This window comes from Bacillus sp. FSL E2-8887 (genome assembly GCF_038007205.1).
Classification (GTDB): domain Bacteria; phylum Bacillota; class Bacilli; order Bacillales; family Bacillaceae_G; genus Bacillus_A; species Bacillus_A mycoides.
This window is the reverse complement of the sequence record NZ_JBBOWS010000001.1, coordinates 4,675,689-4,696,610: the sequence shown is the minus strand read 5'-3', so window position 1 is coordinate 4,696,610 and position 20,922 is coordinate 4,675,689. Positions and strand designations below refer to the sequence as shown.

General features: G+C 35.7%; 19 protein-coding genes, 1 other RNA gene and 1 pseudogene. 20 read left to right on the top strand and 1 reads right to left on the bottom strand.

The window, feature by feature from the left end:
- Window positions 1-53: 53 nt before the first annotated feature.
- From NSQ08_RS24310 to NSQ08_RS24255, 12 genes and pseudogenes are all read left to right on the top strand, one after another.
- Window positions 54-1,238 carry a phosphoglycerate kinase gene (locus NSQ08_RS24310; protein WP_340779345.1) on the top strand — a complete coding sequence of 395 codons (1,185 nt, stop codon included), beginning with the start codon at window positions 54-56 and terminating at the stop codon, window positions 1,236-1,238.
- 32 nt (window positions 1,239-1,270) lie between these two features.
- The gene (gene tpiA / locus NSQ08_RS24305; RefSeq protein ID WP_002159914.1) at window positions 1,271-2,026 is read left to right on the top strand and encodes a triose-phosphate isomerase; all 756 of its coding nucleotides are present in this window, start codon (window positions 1,271-1,273) and stop codon (window positions 2,024-2,026) included.
- The gene (gene gpmI / locus NSQ08_RS24300; RefSeq protein WP_002129880.1) at window positions 2,023-3,552 is read left to right on the top strand and encodes a 2,3-bisphosphoglycerate-independent phosphoglycerate mutase; all 1,530 of its coding nucleotides are present in this window, start codon (window positions 2,023-2,025) and stop codon (window positions 3,550-3,552) included. Before tpiA ends, gpmI begins: the two co-directional genes overlap by 4 nt.
- 30 nt (window positions 3,553-3,582) lie before the next feature.
- The gene (gene eno / locus NSQ08_RS24295) at window positions 3,583-4,878 is read left to right on the top strand and encodes a phosphopyruvate hydratase (protein WP_340779338.1); all 1,296 of its coding nucleotides are present in this window, start codon (window positions 3,583-3,585) and stop codon (window positions 4,876-4,878) included.
- A gap of 157 nt (window positions 4,879-5,035) precedes the next feature.
- Entirely contained in the window at window positions 5,036-5,941 is a 906-nt protein-coding gene (locus NSQ08_RS24290) for a tyrosine-type recombinase/integrase (protein ID WP_340779336.1), read from the top strand.
- Window positions 5,942-6,327: 386 nt separating this feature from the next.
- Entirely contained in the window at window positions 6,328-6,468 is a 141-nt protein-coding gene (locus NSQ08_RS24285) for a hypothetical protein (RefSeq protein WP_340779334.1), read from the top strand.
- Between the two features lie 96 nt (window positions 6,469-6,564).
- The gene (locus NSQ08_RS24280; protein WP_340779332.1) at window positions 6,565-7,755 is read left to right on the top strand and encodes a hypothetical protein; all 1,191 of its coding nucleotides are present in this window, start codon (window positions 6,565-6,567) and stop codon (window positions 7,753-7,755) included.
- A 288-nt stretch (window positions 7,756-8,043) separates the two neighbouring features.
- Complete coding sequence (locus tag NSQ08_RS24275) at window positions 8,044-8,658, top strand: hypothetical protein (RefSeq protein ID WP_340779330.1); 615 nt, start codon at window positions 8,044-8,046, stop codon at window positions 8,656-8,658.
- 280 nt (window positions 8,659-8,938) lie between these two features.
- Entirely contained in the window at window positions 8,939-9,532 is a 594-nt protein-coding gene (locus NSQ08_RS24270; RefSeq protein ID WP_340779328.1) for a recombinase family protein, read from the top strand.
- Window positions 9,533-9,834: 302 nt separating this feature from the next.
- A complete protein-coding gene (locus NSQ08_RS24265) occupies window positions 9,835-10,515 on the top strand; it encodes a hypothetical protein (RefSeq protein WP_340779327.1) in 681 nt (226 codons plus the stop codon).
- A 117-nt stretch (window positions 10,516-10,632) separates the two neighbouring features.
- Window positions 10,633-11,673, top strand: coding sequence for a hypothetical protein (locus NSQ08_RS24260; RefSeq protein ID WP_340779325.1), 1,041 nt, complete (start codon window positions 10,633-10,635; stop codon window positions 11,671-11,673).
- 223 nt (window positions 11,674-11,896) lie between these two features.
- Window positions 11,897-12,013, top strand: a pseudogene (locus NSQ08_RS24255) (hypothetical protein); the annotation flags it as partial.
- A 51-nt stretch (window positions 12,014-12,064) separates the two neighbouring features.
- On the opposite strand, the gene NSQ08_RS24250 reads toward NSQ08_RS24255, so the two are convergent.
- Window positions 12,065-13,015, bottom strand: coding sequence for a nucleoside hydrolase (locus tag NSQ08_RS24250; RefSeq protein WP_340779322.1), 951 nt, complete (start codon window positions 13,013-13,015; stop codon window positions 12,065-12,067).
- A gap of 286 nt (window positions 13,016-13,301) precedes the next feature.
- On the opposite strand from NSQ08_RS24250, the gene NSQ08_RS24245 reads away from it, so the two are divergent.
- The 8 genes from NSQ08_RS24245 (at window position 13,302) to NSQ08_RS24210 (ending at window position 20,468) form a co-directional block, all read left to right on the top strand.
- Window positions 13,302-13,679, top strand: a complete 378-nt coding sequence (locus NSQ08_RS24245) for a CidA/LrgA family holin-like protein (protein WP_002016064.1) — start codon at window positions 13,302-13,304, stop codon at window positions 13,677-13,679.
- Window positions 13,676-14,368 (top strand): LrgB family protein, encoded by a 693-nt coding sequence (locus tag NSQ08_RS24240; RefSeq protein WP_002129877.1) that lies wholly within the window; start codon window positions 13,676-13,678, stop codon window positions 14,366-14,368. Before NSQ08_RS24245 ends, NSQ08_RS24240 begins: the two co-directional genes overlap by 4 nt.
- A 94-nt stretch (window positions 14,369-14,462) precedes the next feature.
- Window positions 14,463-14,696 (top strand): preprotein translocase subunit SecG, encoded by a 234-nt coding sequence (secG, locus tag NSQ08_RS24235; RefSeq protein ID WP_002016062.1) that lies wholly within the window; start codon window positions 14,463-14,465, stop codon window positions 14,694-14,696.
- Between the two features lie 161 nt (window positions 14,697-14,857).
- Window positions 14,858-15,598 (top strand): alpha/beta hydrolase, encoded by a 741-nt coding sequence (locus NSQ08_RS24230; protein WP_162836430.1) that lies wholly within the window; start codon window positions 14,858-14,860, stop codon window positions 15,596-15,598.
- Between the two features lie 222 nt (window positions 15,599-15,820).
- Window positions 15,821-18,247, top strand: coding sequence for a ribonuclease R (gene rnr / locus NSQ08_RS24225; RefSeq protein ID WP_372488531.1), 2,427 nt, complete (start codon window positions 15,821-15,823; stop codon window positions 18,245-18,247).
- 214 nt (window positions 18,248-18,461) lie between these two features.
- On the top strand, window positions 18,462-18,929 hold the full coding sequence (smpB, locus tag NSQ08_RS24220) for an SsrA-binding protein (protein WP_002034685.1): 468 nt from the start codon (window positions 18,462-18,464) through the stop codon (window positions 18,927-18,929).
- A gap of 125 nt (window positions 18,930-19,054) precedes the next feature.
- Window positions 19,055-19,409, top strand: a transfer-messenger RNA (tmRNA) gene (ssrA, locus tag NSQ08_RS24215).
- A 381-nt stretch (window positions 19,410-19,790) separates the two neighbouring features.
- Window positions 19,791-20,468: a response regulator transcription factor gene (locus tag NSQ08_RS24210; RefSeq protein WP_002034688.1), complete on the top strand. Its 678-nt coding sequence runs from the start codon at window positions 19,791-19,793 to the stop codon at window positions 20,466-20,468.
- Window positions 20,469-20,922 lie beyond the last annotated feature (454 nt).

Below are 20,922 nucleotides of genomic sequence, written 5' to 3'. Positions count from 1 at the left end.
TAAGCTTTTGAATGGGTTTTGTCAATCCTAACTAGTAGTCGGAGGGAAATCCAATGAACAAAAAATCAATTCGTGACGTAGATTTAAAAGGTAAGCGTGTATTTTGCCGCGTTGATTTCAACGTACCTATGAAAGAAGGCAAAATTACAGATGAAACTCGTATCCGTGCAGCTCTTCCTACAATTCAATATTTAGTAGAGCAAGGTGCGAAAGTAATTTTAGCAAGTCATTTAGGCCGTCCAAAAGGTCAAGCAGTAGAAGAATTACGTCTTACTCCAGTAGCAGCACGTTTAGGCGAGCTTCTTGGTAAAGATGTTAAAAAAGCGGACGAAGCATTCGGACCAGTTGCACAAGAAATGGTTGCAGCAATGAACGAAGGCGACGTATTAGTTCTTGAAAACGTACGTTTCTATGCGGGCGAAGAAAAGAACGATGCAGAACTTGCGAAAGAATTTGCAGCTCTTGCTGATATCTTCGTAAACGATGCATTCGGTGCAGCTCACCGTGCTCACGCTTCTACAGCAGGTATCGCAGACTACCTACCAGCAGTATCTGGATTATTAATGGAAAAAGAGTTAGATGTATTAGGTAAAGCACTTTCTAACCCAGAACGTCCATTCACAGCTATTATCGGTGGTGCGAAAGTAAAAGATAAAATCGGTGTAATTCGTCATCTATTAGATAAAGTAGATAACTTAATCATCGGTGGCGGACTTGCTTATACATTCGTTAAAGCTTTAGGTCATGAAATTGGTCAATCACTATGTGAAAACGACAAAGTTGAACTAGCTAAAGAATTTATGCAACTTGCAAAAGAAAAAGGCGTAAACTTCTACATGCCAGTTGATGTTGTAATCACTGAGGAATTCTCTGAAACTGCAACAACTCAAATCGTTGGTATCGACTCTATTCCTTCTACTTGGGAAGGCGTGGACATCGGTCCTAAAACACGTGAAATTTATGCAGATGTAATTAAAAACTCTAAGCTTGTTGTATGGAATGGACCAATGGGTGTATTCGAAATGACTCCATTCGCAGAAGGTACAAAAGCAGTAGGACAAGCATTAGCAGATGCAGAAGGTACATACTCTGTTATCGGCGGTGGTGACTCTGCAGCAGCTGTTGAAAAATTCGGTATGGCTGATAAAATGAGCCACATTTCTACTGGCGGCGGTGCGTCATTAGAATTCATGGAAGGTAAAGAGCTTCCAGGTGTAGTTTGTCTTAACGACAAATAAGTAGCAGCCAAAGAAAAAGGACGGTGCAAAGCATGCGTAAACCAATTATCGCAGGTAACTGGAAAATGAATAAAACTCTAGCTGAAGCAGTTAGCTTCGTAGAGGAAGTTAAAGGTCAAATCCCAGCAGCTTCAGCTGTTGATGCAGTAGTTTGCTCTCCAGCTCTATTCTTAGAGCGCTTAGTAGCTAAGGCTGAAGGAACTGACTTACAAGTAGGTGCACAAAACATGCACTTCGAAAAAAATGGTGCATTCACTGGCGAAATTAGCCCAGTAGCACTTAGCGACTTAAAAGTAGGCTACGTAGTACTTGGCCACTCTGAGCGTCGTGAAATGTTTGCTGAAACAGACGAATCAGTAAACAAAAAGACTCTTGCAGCATTTGAACATGGTTTAACACCAATCGTTTGTTGTGGTGAGACTTTAGAAGAGCGCGAAAGCGGAAAAACATTTGATCTAGTAGCAGGTCAAGTAACAAAAGCACTTGCAGGTTTAACAGAAGAGCAAGTTAAAGTAACTGTTATCGCTTATGAGCCAATCTGGGCTATCGGTACAGGTAAATCTTCTTCTTCTGCAGATGCAAATGAAGTATGTGCGCACATCCGTAAAGTTGTTGCAGAAGCTGTTTCTCCAGAAGCTGCAGAAGCTGTTCGTATTCAATACGGCGGTAGCGTAAAACCAGAAAACATTAAAGAGTATATGGCACAATCTGACATCGACGGCGCTTTAGTTGGCGGTGCTAGCTTAGAGCCTGCTTCGTTCTTAGGTCTTCTGGGGGCGGTAAAATGAGAAAGCCAACAGCTTTAATCATTCTTGATGGTTTCGGACTACGTGAAGAAACTTACGGGAATGCTGTAGCACAAGCTAAGAAACCTAATTTTGATGGTTACTGGAACAAATTCCCTCACACAACGCTTACAGCTTCTGGTGAGGAAGTAGGTCTTCCAGCAGGTCAAATGGGTAACTCAGAGGTTGGTCACTTAAATATCGGTGCTGGCCGCATCGTATATCAAAGCTTAACACGCGTAAACGTTGCAATTCGTGAAGGTGAGTTCGATCAGAACGAAACTTTCCAAAATGCAATTAAAAGCGTGAAAGAAAAAGGTACTGCTCTTCATTTATTCGGTTTACTTTCTGATGGTGGTGTGCACAGTCACATGAACCATATGTTTGCTCTTCTTCGCTTAGCAGCAAAAGAAGGCGTGGAGAAAGTATATATCCATGCATTCTTAGATGGCCGCGATGTTGGACCACAAACAGCAAAAGGTTATATCGATGCAACAAATGAAGTAATTAAAGAAACAGGAGTAGGACAATTCGCGACTATCTCTGGTCGTTATTACTCCATGGACCGTGACAAGCGCTGGGATCGCGTAGAAAAATGTTACCGTGCTATGGTGAATGGTGAAGGCCCTACTTATAAATCAGCAGAAGAGTGTGTAGAAGACTCTTATGCAAATGGTATTCATGATGAATTCGTATTGCCGTCTGTAATTGTTAACGAAGATGACACGCCAGTTGCAACAATCAATAATGATGATGCAGTTATCTTCTATAACTTCCGTCCAGACCGTGCAATTCAAATTGCTCGTGTATTTACAAACGAAGACTTCCGTGAGTTCGATCGTGGTGAAAAAGTACCTCACATTCCTGAGTTCGTTTGTATGACACATTTCAGTGAAACTGTAGATGGTTACGTGGCATTCAAGCCAATGAACCTTGATAACACATTAGGTGAAGTTGTTGCGCAAGCGGGATTAAAGCAACTTCGCATCGCGGAAACTGAAAAGTATCCGCACGTTACATTCTTCTTTAGCGGTGGTCGTGAGGCTGAATTCCCAGGAGAAGAGCGTATTTTAATTAACTCACCGAAGGTTGCAACATATGACTTGAAACCTGAAATGAGCATTTATGAAGTAACGGACGCTTTAGTAAATGACATCGAAAATGATAAACATGATGTTATCATTCTTAACTTTGCAAACTGTGATATGGTTGGCCATTCTGGGATGATGGAACCAACAATTAAAGCAGTAGAAGCAACTGACGAATGTTTAGGAAAAGTTGTAGAAGCGATTCTTGCAAAAGATGGTGTAGCACTTATTACTGCTGACCATGGTAATGCCGATCAGGAGTTAACTGCTGAAGGTGGACCAATGACAGCTCATACAACTAACCCGGTTCCTTTCATCGTTACAAAAAATGATGTAGAGCTTCGTGAAGGTGGTATTTTAGGAGATATCGCCCCAACAATGCTTACACTTTTAAATGTGGAACAACCGAAAGAAATGACAGGTAAAACAATTATTAAATAATTTGCTTATATAAAAAGGAGAGAATTTATTATGTCAACAATTATTGATGTTTATGCTCGCGAAGTCCTTGACTCTCGTGGTAACCCAACTGTAGAAGTAGAAGTTTACACAGAAAGCGGCGCATTCGGACGCGCTATCGTACCAAGTGGTGCATCTACTGGTGAGCACGAAGCAGTAGAATTACGTGACGGTGACAAATCTCGTTACCTTGGTAAAGGTGTTCTTAACGCAGTAAACAACGTTAACGAAGCAATTGCTCCAGAAATCGTTGGTTTCGACGTAACTGACCAAGCTGGTATCGACCGTGCTATGATCGAATTAGATGGCACTCCAAACAAAGGTAAACTAGGCGCTAACGCTATCCTTGGTGTATCTATGGCAGTAGCTCACGCAGCAGCTGACTTCGTAGGTCTTCCATTATACCGTTACCTTGGTGGATTCAATGCAAAACAATTACCAACTCCAATGATGAACATCATCAACGGTGGTTCTCACGCTGATAACAACGTTGACTTCCAAGAGTTCATGATCTTACCAGTTGGTGCTCCAACATTCAAAGAATCAATCCGTATGGGTGCTGAAGTATTCCATGCACTTAAAGCTGTATTACATGACAAAGGTCTTAACACTGCAGTAGGTGACGAAGGTGGATTCGCTCCAAACCTTGGTTCTAACCGTGAAGCATTAGAAGTAATCATCGAAGCTATCGAAAAAGCTGGTTACAAAGCTGGCGAGAACGTATTCTTAGGAATGGACGTTGCTTCTTCTGAGTTCTACAACAAAGAAACTGGTAAATATGACCTTGCAGGCGAAGGCCGTACTGGCTTAACTTCTGCAGAAATGGTTGATTTCTACGAAGAGCTTTGCAAAGACTTCCCAATCATCTCTATTGAAGATGGTTTAGACGAAAACGACTGGGATGGTCACAAATTATTAACTGAGCGTATCGGTGATAAAGTACAATTAGTTGGTGACGACTTATTCGTAACTAACACGCAAAAACTTGCTGAAGGTATCGAAAAAGGTATCTCTAACTCAATCTTAATTAAAGTTAACCAAATCGGTACTTTAACTGAGACTTTCGAAGCTATCGAAATGGCTAAACGTGCTGGTTACACAGCAGTTGTATCTCACCGTTCTGGTGAAACTGAAGATGCTACAATCGCTGACATCGCAGTTGCAACTAACGCTGGCCAAATCAAAACTGGTTCTATGAGCCGTACTGACCGTATTGCTAAGTACAACCAATTACTACGCATCGAAGACGAACTAGGCGAAATCGCTGTTTACGATGGTTTACAATCTTTCTACAATATCAAACGATAATTGTAGAAAATAAAAAACGGCTGAACTTAGTCGTACAAAGCGATTGCGTATGGTTTGAATTATGTGATACAAAAACATGAATTTAGTCGTACAATAATTATTGCTTTTGACCTCCTATTTATATGTGGTAATCCACAATAAGTAGGAGGTTTTTTATATGTTAATAACGGATTTATTGAAGGAATTTACTTTTGATTTAAAAATAAAGAATTATGCACCTCGGACAATTGAAACGTATAATTATAATGCTGTTCAATTGATTAACTATTTGAGTGAACAACATGAGATATCTGAAATTGAAGATATTTCTTCTTTGCATATTAAAAAATTTATTCAGTATCAACTAGAGGTAGGGAATAAACCAAGTTACATTAATACTATGATTAAATCGCTTCGAGCTTTTTATGTGTATTTGGTGGCAGAAGAATATGTAGCGTTGAATATTTTAGCAAAGAAAAAATTACTTAAAGAGGATAAAACCGTTATTAAAACATTTACAGACAAAGAAGTGGCAAAAATGATTGAAGCATACGATTTTAAAACATATTTAAATGCCCGTAACAAACTTATAATTGCTATGTTTGCTGATACAGGTATCAGAATGACAGAGCTAATTAACCTGCAATCAAGCTGGATTCATGATACTAATATGAAGATACTTGGTAAAGGTAGTAAGTGGCGTTATGTTCCTGTTAGTTTGATGTTAAGAAAGTACATGATACGTTATGAAAGGATTAAAGAAGCTTATTTCAAAAAGAAAATATTAGAACATGATAATTATTTTCTGTCTCGAAGTGGTAAACCATTAACAGGTGTACAAATTGAGAATATTGTTAAGCGTGCAGGTGAAAAAGCTCATGTTAGAGAAGATATCCGATGCTCTCCTCATACATTAAGACATTATGCTATCCAATCTAACTTGAGAAATGGGCTTGATTTGTATAGTTGTTCAAAGATAGCTGGACATGAGAATATTCAAGTAACTAAGCGTTATCTGCAAGGAATCGAAACAGAGAATATTTTGGAAATGGCATCAAAGACAAGTCCGTTAATGAATTTATAAATACTTGCGGTAGCTACTACGTAGCTCCGCATAGACCTCACTTCGTTCGGTGGGCTACGCCCTGCTTTTACACCAATCTATTCTTGGTAGTTCAAGACAAATAATATTAAAAAATATTTTAAGGGTTAGTTGAAAATATTCTTAATCGAGCAGAGGGTATTATCATAATATCGTTTTGGTGTCAATAGTTATATAGCATGTTTTTTGACTTTTTTTATAATTTATGATATAATATTATTTGTAGTCAGGTTTACGTGACTATAAAAAACCAAAAACATTAAGAACTAATTAAATTTAATTAAATTAAATTAAATTAAATTAAATACAACATTAAAAGAAACAAACCAAACACAAAATTCCTCTCTTTTTATTAAGGAGGTCATTTTGTGTTTTTTTTATTAAATTGTGATGATAAGGGAGTGAAACAAATAGTTTTGATTGAGCCGTTTTGGTACTTTTTCGGCGAGGCTTTGGAAAACGATAGTTTTCCAAAGGATGGTGATAAAAAGTACATAGCTGGAGGATAGAGGTAAACCAAATTACTCATAATAATATACTTAATAATATTGTAGGTGATTTGGTTTACCTATGGGACAAGTATAAAAAAGAAAGAGGATTTATAATTGAAAAAAAGAGTAATTACTAGAAAAGAAGCAGTGGAATTATATGGGTCAGAACAATGTAAAAGGCACTTTGAAAAATACAAAAAATTTACTAATAAGAAAATAGAAGATGCTTTAATTAAAACCTTAAATCAATATTATAAACAGGTTGAAAAAGAAAAACAGGGTAATTCAGTTGTATATATCTTAAGAGAGGAAAGAGAAGAGGTTGCGGTTCGTGAAGATAATCGAACTAGCAATGGTGCTTGGAGTATTCCATACACAAGAAATATGGATATCATGGTTGTTTCAGTATTAGAGCAAGGGCTGATTGTAGAAACCGCTCAAACATTAAGTAAATGGAGCTTAGATTTTGGGTTAATTACACCTAAAATGTATGAATTGCTACATGCAAAATATAGTGAATTTATAAAAGAACAAAATCTAAGAGATTTAAAAAATAATAATATTATTTGTGAGGGTGAAGAGCGGATCTTAAATGATTTTATACATGATATACAAAAAATACAGAACCAGTTAGCGGGTACATTGAATAGGATGCAAAAAGCGAAAATTATTGAATATTTTCCTGTATATAAAGGTTTTGTCAAAGAGGAAGGGATAACAGTTAATTTACATGAAAATACGGTTAAGAAAATTGTAAGTTTACGAAGAGAATTGATGAAACAATATGATGTAAACGAATGGTATCTAAGTGTATATAGTAATACTAAAAAATCTCGTAATTACTATGAAGAGTGGGAGGAAAAACTATCAAAAGTAAAAGATGAAAATGGAGTGACTTTAGGTTTAAGTTATTGGTATAAAACCTATGCTATTATATTGAAGGCTAGTGAAAAAAGAATAATTAGTTATTTGGAAAAATACAATAAAGATGTTATTGAACTATATAAGAAAGATGAACAGATATTCCTAGCTGAGAACGAAGATACATTTCATAAGAAAAGAAAAAATTATGTGGTAAAAGAAGCAAAAAAAAGAGAAGATAACTTCATGGAGGAAAAGACAAAAATTATAACTTTAAATGAGACAGTTGCACAAATTTATGGAACAAAAAAACTAGAAGTAAAATATCATAATAATAGACATGATTTCACGTATGATGAAAGTTATTATGCTTTATATTTTAAGAAACTGTACGCAAAACGAATCAAAGAATTACAAGAATACTATGGATATACTTTCGAATGAAAAATGTGGTTTTTGGAATTTTCGATTAACCTTATATAACATAGATATAACATATAATGCTAATCAAGCATTTCAAACACAAAGTAATAAAGTAGAACCCCATTTTTGTTAATGGGGTTTTAACTGTATAAAATGGGATTTTTATGTACAACGCTCCTACTCATGTTAAAAATACGCCACGTGTGAAAAGTAAGATTCTTCTCTCAATTAACATAACTTTACGTGCAAAAATCATATATTATTGAAGTTGGGGGATTTTTACTAATTATTATTTAGGGGGATATGAGGATGCTGAAAAAATGGGGAATTATCTTATTAATGTTTGGATTAATATTTGCAGGATGTTCTTCTAAGACAGACCAAAAGGTAGAAAAAGAAGATGCTGAAAAAACAACGGAAGTAAAGAAAGCAGAAAAACCTGCTGATAATAACACAATATTTAATATTGATTGGAAGACGTTTAAAAATCAGTGGTATAATTCCCTGGATAGTACAAATGGAAATTTAAGTGTTATTACTGATATTGAAGAAAAAACAAGTGCATTTAGTATTCGTCATGATGGGCAAATTAGTAGGGCTTTATTTGTTAGTGCAAATACTGATGAGAATACTGGCAAGGTAGTATATGCGGTAGTAATAGGAGCTACAGAAAAGAAAAATGTGGATAAAAATACGGATGTTCTTATAGCTTCTGTTAACTTAATCAAACTAACTGATCCATCCCTCACACTTGAAAAGAGGAAACAAATTGCTCTAGAGTATCTAGGCCTAGGCGATGGAATAATATTAAAAGAAAAAACCCGTTCTTATTCTCATAATGGCATTATCTACAAAGCAGAATATGAGCAAGGGAATGAACGTGTAGGAACTTTAACTGTTTCAGTTGAAAAAAATAACAATTAGAGTCTATGAAAGTTAGAGTTATTTTAATCTCTTACTCAAAAAGTTTTATAAATCTTACTGTTTCCTTACAAAACCTCACCTTTTGGTGAGGTTTTGTAAGGAAGAATGGATATATTAAATTATAAATATCCATAAAATAACATAGAAGTTTGAGTTAAAGTAGGTTTATACCTATTGAGTGTCATTTGAGTACACCTTATTGATACATTGCGAGGTGCTTGATATACTTAGGTTATAGATGTCTCATATACATGTATCAAAATGAAAGGGTGAAAATTATATGAAATATGGTTATGCTCGTGTGTCATCAGCAGGTCAAAATTTAAGTGCACAGATTAAACAACTGCAAGAAGCAGGATGTGACACTATCTTTAAAGAGAAAGTCAGTGGAAGAAAGAAAGAAGATAGAGAGCAGTTCAACTTGCTCCTTGAGAAAGTAAAAGAAGATGATACTATTGTTGTTACGAAGTTAGACAGATTTGCTAGAAGTACAAAGGATGCCTTAAATACTATTGAATACTTAAACAGCAAAGGAGTTGCCCTTATTGTCTTGAACATGGGTGGAGATAAGATTGATACAAGTACGGCAATTGGTAAGTTAATGATTACTGTTTTATCTGGAATAGCTGAGTTTGAAGCTGATATGATTAAGGAAAGACAATTAGAGGGCATTGAAGAAGCAAAGAAAAGAGGTGTCTATAAAGGGAGACCTAAGAAATACACTGAAAATAACAGAGGTTTACAGTATGCCCTTGAGTTATTTCACAATAGACCAACGAATAAGATGACAGTTAAAGAGATTGAGGAGATAACCAAGATAAGCAGGGCAACTCTTTATAGAACAGTAAGGGAACAGGAAAGTAGTGTCGAATGAAATGAATTACCATATACAGAAAAAAGGTATGGGGCTCCATATCACCTTTTTGTATGATTTATTAATCGAATAGTGTATAAGCACATCTGTCCCCGCACTCTGAATAAAAAATCATGCTTGTTAAATTGTTTGGTCTCTTTATAGTGGAATATTATTATATATATTAATTTTACTTATTTTTATATTATGCTAAACGCTGGATTATTTTTTTTAAGTGTGTAGTTTTTGCAGTTATATATATGGAAGCTTATTTTTTAATAGAGAGGAGATATAATTTGAAGGGGAATTTTAAGAGTTCAATAATGATTAGTTTATTTTTGATGTTCGCATCTTTTGGCTATTTTAGTTTTAGATTAACTGAGAATGAAACAGATTTAACAAGTAAGGTATTGGGTTGGGGGATGAGTTATTTTTGTTTATATCTAAGCTTAACAATATTGTTTTCGAAAAATAAAAATAGGTTTATTGATTTGTTGTTAAAGGTTCTTGGCTTTCCAATTTTATTAGTCATGCTAGTTCAGTATTATTTAGCACCAATCGTTACGATAATGATGTTTATAGTATTTTATGTCTCTCCTACTGCTGTAGTTTTAAATTTATCGAATGTATTTTCTTTTTTTAAGCCTTACCTTGGTGGAATAATATATTTAGTTAATGTTTTTGCAGTTTTAGCCTTTGCTTACTTCGGTAACAGTATTATGAAGTTTGTAATGAGTACCTTTAAGACTAAGTTAGTTAAGGATGTATTAGATAAATACTCTACAGTCTTGTATACGAGAATTTACAGTTATGTGTTGATGATTTTAATTTATGTAATATATAATTTTATAACATTTTCACAAAGTGACCTTTTAAAAGTATTACCTATAGAGCCTGTTTCGGTTATTAAGGAAGTATTTGTAACTTTTGTTGCAATAGATACTTTGATTCAAATCTTATTAACCAAGAAAGAAAATAAACAATCTAAAATTGAAGCGTCTTAATAGCGGATGATTGTTAAATAAATACTTCATAACTAATTAATGGATTTTTGGTACAATAAGGATAGAAGATACATAGTTTTACAGTGAAATTTATTTATTATTATAGTGGAGGGAAAAATGGACTATATAATTGCAAATAAAGAATGGATATTTTCAGGTATTGGGATATTTATAGTAGGTGGGATAATTAGCCTTTTAAAAAAAAAATCTTCGGTCAAACCAATAAACAATAAATATCAAGATGGAAATAATAATATTCAAACAGATGGAACGGTAACAATAAATAACACAACTCATGTATATGAAAAAAAAGAGTCGAAAAAAAAAAGTCCGCTAATTGAATTAGCAAATAAATTTTATTCTATTTTTGAGTATCATGGAGTTAGCAGGTCACAAATACCATCTTTTATTGATAAAAAGTTTAATATTGAGTATCCAGATATAGATGATGAAAAAGCAATCGTTCCAAAACTTAATCAAGATTTACTTAAATGGGTTTCTTTGAAATTTGGCATTAGAAGAAGTTGGTTTGATGAAAAGGATGAAATATATTCAAGTAGATATATGTATGACAGTATCGATTGTTATAAGTATACAGGAGCATTTATAAGTTTGTTGAGTAAACTAATTGATGAATTTACTGTTTATGATTATAAGAAGTATATTGAAGTTTATTTTCTTAAAACATTTAAAGATTTTAAAGGGGATAACTCAGGTGAGGGTGGGATAGCTGATGTATTGGTAATCGTCAGTGTGGAAATAGGAAATACGACTACAAATAGTGTTAACAAATATATTTTGATTACACCAAACCTAAGATGGGATTACGGGAAATCGAGACATGATATTAAAAGAATGATTAGAATAGCTGAAAAGTTAGGCATAACGACTAGAGGGTATGATATCTCGGAAAGTGAATATTATGAAATCGGTTCGAGAGAAGTGGTACCGAGGGCTACTATATTGAATCAAAAAAGAGTGACTTGGTATCCAGAGGATTATGATGGTTCTTTTAATGATAGAATAGATGAAATTGAGTATGAGCATAGTAAATTATTTCAGGAGTCCTTAAGAAACATAGATGACAAAATTTGTGAAATACTTGAAGAGAAAAGACAGCAGTTTATTAACAAAAGATTTAATAATGATATGACATGAAAGTTACTGGTATGTCTAATATGCTCTTTTTAGTGAAAATGAAGAGTGGACTTATAGAGGGGCTTGGTTTTTTTATGTTATGCAAGTTATAATATGATTAAACTAGTTTGTACACGATTTAAGTTAAGTGATAAATGTTGTTTACGAACTAAGTAATACAATCATATATGAATAGGAAGAAACAAGTTAAATAATATTGTTCTTCTCATGTTTTTATAAAAATTCTATGAGCCGTACTGACCGTATTGCTAAGTACAACCAATTACTACGCATCGAAGACGAACTAGGCGAAATCGCTGTTTACGATGGTATCAAATCTTTCTACAACATCAAACGATAATTGTAGAAAATAACGACAGACCGTGAGAAATCACGGTCTGTTTTTTTTTTGCTAAAATTGTTCGTCTGTCATAAGTGACATGAAGTATTTAAAGAAGAGATTATAATCAAAATCGATAGCAATTTGCTGCGAGGGCCGATTGGTGAATGGGCTTGATCCTACTAAAGAGCGGAAATCACCGATGCTTGCTCCTTGAGCGTAAGATTCGGTCATGACGGTAATTGGTGATTTGTAGTAGGTAAACATAGAATTATCAAGTAAAGCTAATATCGGTATCGTGTCATGAAAAGGGCAGCCTTTTAATTGTGGTAAAATTTTTTCGTAATATCCATAGTAGTAATGATCGAATAGAGGTTTGACGAGAGAAGCCTTTCCTTTCGCCTCAATATATTCAGCCATATTAGGTGTAACGATGGAATACTGAGTTACATTTAACGGGTATATGTACATGTTGGATGCAGATTGTAATACAATGTTAGCCGCGATTGGATCGCCATAAAAATTCGCTTCTGATACGGGAGTTACATTACCTGGGTGCAGAAAGGAACCACCCATTACATAATAAGATTTAATTTGCTGCATTAAGTTTTTACATAAAATAAATAAAGCAGCTAGGGAAGTGAGTCGCCCTAAACTTACAATGATTAGTTCGTCTTTATACTGCTCGATAAGAGGGATAACTTCAAAAAAATTCTCCATTTCCCCGTTTTGTAACTTTTCATTTGGGATGATTGGCCCTAACCCTTCTTTACCGTGAATATTAGTAAAAAAAGCGGGTGGACCTCCATTGAGAGGACGGTCTGAACCACCAAATATTTTCATATCTCTATTTCTTGATTTTTGTTTAAGAAAATGAGCATTTTGTACGGCCATTTCTTTTGGAACATTGCCGTAATCAGCGACAATCCCAACAATTTCAATTTCATCGATAAGGAATGCGAGGAGGAGGGCTATCGCATCGTCGATTCCAGGATCACAAAAAATGAGAATTTTTTTAGACATGCGTTCACCACCTATCTTTATATATATATGTGTGCTAGAGAGAAGGCAGAATAAAAATGGAGTGAAGGATTTTGTTTTATTAAAATAATAACCATCAAAATTCAGAAAATATAAACTTCATATATTAGGTCAAGGTTTTTGACGTAAATCACATTAGGAAACGCAGTCATATCAAGGGTGTAAGCGTATAATATAGTGGGTTTTCGTTGTCGATTTGATAAATTGCAGGTTTTTACAATTTATACTATGATAAGGATATTAACAGAAGATCGTATAAACATGAGGGATGATGAACATGAAACTTACAAAGATTCTTGTCCAAATTGCTGCTCTTTATGTATTTTATATGGTTGGAAATTGGGTGCAAGAAATGTTGAATCTTCCGATTCCAGGAAGTTTGATTGGGATGTTCCTCCTACTTGTTTTGCTTAGCCTAAAAGTACTTCCAGTGAAATGGTTTGATTTAGGAGCAGAAACACTCGTTGCTATTATGCCGTTTTTATTAATTCCGCCAACGCTTGGCTTAATGAATTACGGTGCTTTTTTTATGAGTAAAGGAATTTCCCTTTTCATTACAGTTGTAGCGAGTACGTTTTTAATTATTATTGTCGCAGGACATACAGGACAATATCTTGCGAATAGAAAGGAAAAAGAGACACAATGAGCCAAATATTAATCGGAATCGGTTGGGTTCTTTTTACGGTGCTATTATATCAATTATCTAAAAAAATCTACAAATTATTTCCAACACCATTTACCATTCCAATGCTTGTTGCAACAGGATTAATGGCTTTCTTATTTATAATGCTTGATATACCATATCAAAATTATATGGAAAGTGGTGGTGGCTGGATTGCGAAGCTACTAGGACCAGGTGTTGTAGCATTTGCAATCCCGCTGTATAAACAACGTCATGTTCTGCAAAAATATGTTGTACCAATTGCTGGTGGTGTATTAGTAGGTACAACAGTTGCTATTGCAAGTGATTTTGCTATCGCCACACTTATGGGAACAGATAAAAGCTTAATTTTATCTTCTTTACCAAAATCAGTGACAATGCCAGTTGCGATGAGTGTATCTGAACAAGTTGGTGGTGTCCCGTCCTTAACAGCAGCATTCGTCGTTATCGCAGGGATTACTGGAACGATTTCAGGACCAATTTTATTAAAATGGAGCCGTGTTACAAACTCAGTTGGTAAAGGGATTGGCTTTGGATGTGCGTCTCATATTATGGGTGTTATGAGAGCGATGAAAAATAATGAGCATGAAGGTGTTATTGGATCGGTAACAATGACATTAACAGCAATTTTGACATGTTTGCTTGGACCGTTATTCGCAATGATGTTCATGTAATAGAAGAAAAGCGAGAGCGATTCTATAGCTCTCGCTTTTCTATAGGATTTATGCTACATTTAAAATAACTGAATCTTTGTAGGAGGTACGCCAAGTGCATACGTTATTATCAGTTTTACTTATTATTGTATCGATTTTAATGATTGTTATGGTACTTATGCAGTCTAGTAATAGCTCAGGCCTTTCAGGCGCTATTTCAGGTGGTGCAGAGCAATTGTTTGGTAAGCAAAAAGCACGTGGAATTGAAGCGGTATTAAACCGTGTTACAGTTGTCTTAGCTGTACTATTCTTCGTACTAACAATTGGTGTTACGTACTTAAATTTATAAAATTAAAAGAAGAAGCGTTAGCGGATTATGCTAATGGTTCTTCTTTTTTTGATTTGTTATTCAAAAAAAGTTTCTAATTAGATTATAGAATTATAAATATGGTACACTAAGAATAGAAAGAATACGACTAGATTACAGAAGAGAAAGAGGAGAAGTACATGATGAAATTAGCATCTCCGAAACCATTTACATTTGAAGGTGGAGACCGCGCTGTTTTATTATTACATGGATTCACAGGGAACTCAGCTGACGTACGCATGCTAGGGCGTTTCTTAGAGAAGAAAGGCTATACTTGTCATGCGCCAATTTATAAAGGACACGGTGTACCACCAGAAGAGCTTGTTCATACAGGCCCTGAAGACTGGTGGAAAGATGTAATGAATGCCTACCAGCATTTAAAAGATCAAGGTTACGAGAAAATAGCTGCGGTTGGATTATCATTAGGCGGAGTATTCTCATTAAAACTTGCTTATACATTACCGATTTTAGGTGTTGTACCAATGTGTGCACCGATGTACATTAAAAGTGAAGAAATTATGTACCAAGGTATATTGGCATATGCCCGCGAATATAAAAAGCGTGAGCAAAAATCACCAGAACGAATTGAGCAGGAAATGTTTGAATTTAAACAGACACCAATGAATACATTAAAAGCATTACAGGAGTTGATTCGTGACGTACGCAATAATGTTGATATGATTTATGCTCCAACATTCGTTGTACAAGCACGTCATGATGAGATGATTAATACAGATAGTGCTAACATTATTTATAACGGTGTAGAATCTACGTTAAAAGACATTAAATGGTATGAAGACTCTACGCATGTCATTACACTTGATAAAGAACGTGATGTGCTACATGAGGATGTATATAACTTCTTGGAGCAACTAGATTGGTAAGGTCTAGTTGCCTCTTTTTTTCATAAGGGAATTTTTATCCCGCTATTTGTGGGCTAATAATCAGTGGGGACGGACAAAAAACCACTGGTTAAAGTTACACTTTATGAAAGCTGTAAAAAATCATTGGGAGATGATTAAAGTTTCACTTTATACATCCCCCATCTTTCGGATACACTAAATAATATAAGGGTTTAAAGGAGGTATTTCTGCTTGGAAGAAATCATGCAAGAACATATTGATAAGTTGTTATTATTTATGAGGGAAGAAGCGTATAAACCGTTAACGATACAAGAATTAGAATCGGCATTTGGAATCGAAGGCTCTGAGGGCTTTAAAGATTTCGTAAAGGCACTTGTAATGATGGAAGAGAAGGGGCTTGTTATCCGCACACGTAGTAACCGCTACGGTCTTCCAGAAAAAATGAATTTAGTACGCGGTAAATTAATTGGGCACGCACGTGGTTTTGCGTTCGTCGTTCCAGAAGAGAAGAAAACAGGAGATGATGATCTTTTCATCCCGCCGACAGAATTAAATGGTGCACTTCATGGTGATACAGTATTAGCACGTGTTAGCGCACAATCAAGTGGATCACGCCAAGAAGGCGCGATTGTTCGTATTTTAGAGCGTGGAACGAAGGAACTAGTTGGTACATATACAGAGTCAAAGAACTTTGGATTTGTTATACCTGATAATAAACGCTGGACAAGTGACATTTTTATCTTGAAAAGTGCATCTATGGGCGCTGTAGAAGGCCATAAAGTAGTTGTGAAAATTACGGGCTACCCAGAGAACCGTTTAAGCGCAGAAGGTGAAGTTATTCAAATTCTAGGTCATAAAAATGACCCAGGAGTAGATATTTTATCTGTCATTCATAAACATCATTTACCTTTAGCATTCCCTGAAGAAGTGATGGAGCATGCAAACAGTGTACCAGAAACGATTTCAGAAGAAGATATAAAAGATCGTCGTGATTTACGTGATCAAATGATTGTTACAATTGATGGTGCGGATGCGAAAGACTTAGATGACGCTGTTACAGTAACGAAGCTTGAGAACGGTAACTATAAGCTTGGTGTTCATATTGCGGATGTAAGTCATTACGTTCAAGAAGGTTCTCCAATTGATGTTGAAGCAGCAGAGAGAGCGACGAGTGTATATCTTGTAGACCGTGTAATTCCGATGATTCCGCATCGTTTATCAAACGGTATTTGTTCATTAAATCCGAAAGTAGACCGTCTGACACTATCTTGTGAAATGGAAATCAACAATCTAGGTGATGTTGTAAAACACGAGATTTTCCAAAGTGTAATTAAAACGACAGAGCGTATGACGTATGCTGACGTAAGAAGCATTTTAGAAGATGAAGACGAAGCACTAATTGAACGTTACGAGCCGCTAGTACCAATGTTTAAAGAAATGGGGCAGTTAGCACAAATTTTACGTGAAAAACGTATGCGCCGTGGTGCGATTGACTTTGACTTTAAAGAAGCGAAAGTACTAGTAGATGAAGAAGGAAAACCGACTGATGTTGTAATGCGTGATCGTTCTGTATCAGAGAAGTTAATTGAAGAGTTTATGCTTGTTGCGAACGAAACAGTAGCGGAGCATTTCCACTGGATGAACGTACCGTTTATGTACCGTGTCCATGAAGATCCGAAAGAAGATAAGCTTGAGCGTTTCTTCGAGTTTGTAACAAACTTCGGATATGCAGTAAAGGGACGTGCGAATGAAATACACCCTCGTGCATTGCAGCAAATTCTTGAAATGGTTCAAGGTCAGCCGGAAGAAATAGTCATTTCAACAGTTATGCTTCGTTCTATGAAGCAAGCACGTTACGACTCGAACAGCTTAGGACATTTTGGTTTATCAACTGAGTTCTACACGCATTTCACATCGCCAATTCGTCGTTACCCAGATACGATTGTTCATAGATTGATTCGTGAATACATCATTAATGGTAAAGTAGACAACGAAACGCAAGCGAAATGGCGTGAAAACTTACCTGAGATTGCAGAGCACTCTTCTAATATGGAACGCCGCGCTGTTGAAGCAGAGCGTGAAACAGACGAAATGAAAAAAGCAGAGTATATGGTCGATAAGATCGGTGAAGAGTATGACGGTATGATTAGCTCTGTAACAAACTTCGGTTTATTCGTAGAGCTTCCAAATACAATTGAAGGTCTTGTACACGTTAGCTATTTAACAGATGATTACTACCGTTATGACGAAAAACATTTTGCGATGATCGGAGAACGTACAGGTAACGTATTCCGCATCGGTGACGAAATTACAATTCGTGTTATTAACGTAAATAAAGACGAGCGCGCAATCGACTTTGAAATCGTTGGCATGAAAGGCACACCTCGTCGTAAGTTCAAAGATCGTCCAGTTGTGATTGAACAGCCAAGAACAGGCAGAAAGAAACGCGGTGGACGTAGCGAACGTAGTAATGAGCGCGGTGGTGAACGCGGCACAGGAAGAAAGTTTGATCGTGGTGGACAAGGAAAAGGAAAAGCATCTGCATCTGCATCCACATCCGCTAGTCAGCCAGGGAAAAAAGATGGTAATAGTAATGGTAATGGTAAGAAGAAAAAAGGATTCTTTGAAAATGTACCAGGATTCAAGAAGAAAAAGAAAAAGCGCAAGTAAGAAAAGAGTGGCTTCGCCTTACATTCTGAGCGAGCCACTTTCGCTTTTTGTGGAATCCAGCTACAGTGGCTAGAATGTTTGGTGGCTTCGCTTCTTCCCAGGAGGCAAAGAGCGCCTCAAGGTCAGAAGCTCCATCCACCTCACATTCTGAGCGAGCCACTTTCGCTTTTTGTTTACATTTGTTACAATGGTAAAAATAGAGGAGGGACGTTATATGCCAAAGGGTACAGGTAAGGTTATTGCGCAAAATAAAAAAGCATTTCATGATTATTTCATCGAAGAAACATACGAAGTAGGGCTTGTCCTTCAAGGAACGGAAATTAAGTCGATTCGCGCTGGACGCGTGAACTTGAAAGATGCGTTTGCACGTATACATAACGGTGAAGTATGGGTTCATAATATGCATATTAATACATATGAACAAGGGAATCGTTTCAATCACGATCCGCTACGTACAAGGAAGTTACTTCTTCATAAAAAAGAAATTGATAAGCTAGCAGGTTACGCAAAAGAAACAGGATATGCATTAGTTCCAGTTAGAATCTATTTGAAAAATGGATTTGCGAAAATGGCACTTGGTTTAGCAAAAGGTAAGAAGCAATATGATAAGCGTCACGATTTAAAAGAGAAAGAAGCTAAACGTGAAATTGCACGCGTGTTCCGTGATCGTCAAAAGATGTAATACAGATATTTACATTTGTAAAACGGCGCGCGTATGATATAATAACTTATGTAAGATTGTTGCACATTGAAAAACAGCTCTTAGTAGCTATCACGATATTTCTTCGTATGCTCCATTTTTATCATGGGGACGTTACGGATTCGACAGGGATAGTTCGAGCTTAGGTTGCGAGTCGAGGGGATCGGCCTCGTTAAAACGTCAAAGCCTATAATTGGCAAACAAAACAATCTTTCTTTAGCTGCTTAATTGCACTAAAGGTTCCTCCCTCCATCGTCCATGTGGTAGGGTAAGGGACTCAAACTAAGTGGACTACGCCGGAGTTCGCCGTCTGAGGGCGAAGGAAGAGAACAATCAGACTAGCAACTTGGAAGCCTGTCGATAGGCCGAAGAGTTCGCGAAATGCTAATATATCGACTACACTCGTAGAAGCTTAAGTGCCGATATTTTTGGACGTGGGTTCGACTCCCACCGTCTCCACCAATACATAACTGTTTGGTGGTTTTTTATTTTGTATGATATGAACCATAACTTTGCCAGAGTGGCGGGGGGATGGTTCTTTTTGTTTTGTGGTTTTATAAAATGCTTAAGTTGAGGACGGTACCCTTGAAACAGAAACTGAATGAATAGTTATTGATAATAAGCAACTAGATAATATAGTTGCTCTTAATGATTAAATAATATGTATTTAAATCTTCATATATTTTGTGTTTTCATCCATATCTATTGTAAGATTATATATAGTTCTCCTAATAAGCTGTTATAACGGCTTTTTTAGGGATTTAATATTTATAGATCTTAAATTATTTTTTTGGGATAACTTTTTATCCAACTAAGTTATATTGAAGTAGAGGTGAACCATCGGTGAAGCAGGTGTTAGTAATTAAGAATGAACGGTCTTTTGCAAAGAAAATCGTAAGCGGTCTAACGCAAGAGGGCTATTTCATTTTAAAACTTCACAATGAAAACCAAGGTTTAAATATAGTATATGAACAAGATTGGGATATTATCATATTGGATTGGGATTCATTAAGTATATCGGGACCAGAAATTTGTAGACAAATACGACTTGTTAAAACGACACCGATAATTATTGTGACCGACAATATTTCTAGCAAGGATTGTATAGCAGGGCTACAAGCAGGAGCAGATGATTATATTAGAAAACCATTTGTGAAAGAAGAATTAGTAGCGAGGGTTCAAGCTATTTTAAGGAGAAGTGACTGTATCCAGCAAAATGAGACAAACTTTTTTCAGTTTAAAGATCTCTTTGTTGATGCATCTAGCAATATTGTAAAAAAAGGTGGTAAAAATCTCACGCTTACTAAGCGCGAGTACGATTTACTTGTATTTTTAATCAAGAATAAAAATACAATATTGAGCCGTGAAATGCTTTTGAACCAGGTTTGGGGATATAACGTAGTAGTCAATCCCAATGTAGTGGATTTATATATTGGGTATGTAAGAAAAAAGTTAAAGTGCGAGAAGAGAGATAGATATATTCAAACGATACATGGCAGGGGCTATTCAATGATTGAATGATAAAATAAGATAATAGGTAAAGTACAGTTTGTCATAATAGAAAAAACGAGTAAAACTATTTCATACAGTTTTACTCGTTTTTTCTATTAAACCTGATAATCAAATAGTTTCTGTGAAATATTAAAAGACGGAAACTATAAAAAGAAGATTGCTACCAGGCAATGGATTATGAAAAATTAGCTATTCATGGGCATTTTTTTTGCAGTAGAAATCATGGTTTATAAGGTGCCCAATCTATTGATTAGTACGTGTGGGGGGATGACTCTAGTGCGCATTAGATGAGACTGTATCTAATGTATGTTTAATTGTATTAACTCACACCATTCACAAGATTTTCACATAATTAATGACTATACTTATTAACAGGATGTTCAAATGAAAATGATTATCAATAGCAATTTAGATGCATAAAGGTTACTATCTAATTTAATCTATGGACGTTATCATTTTCGAA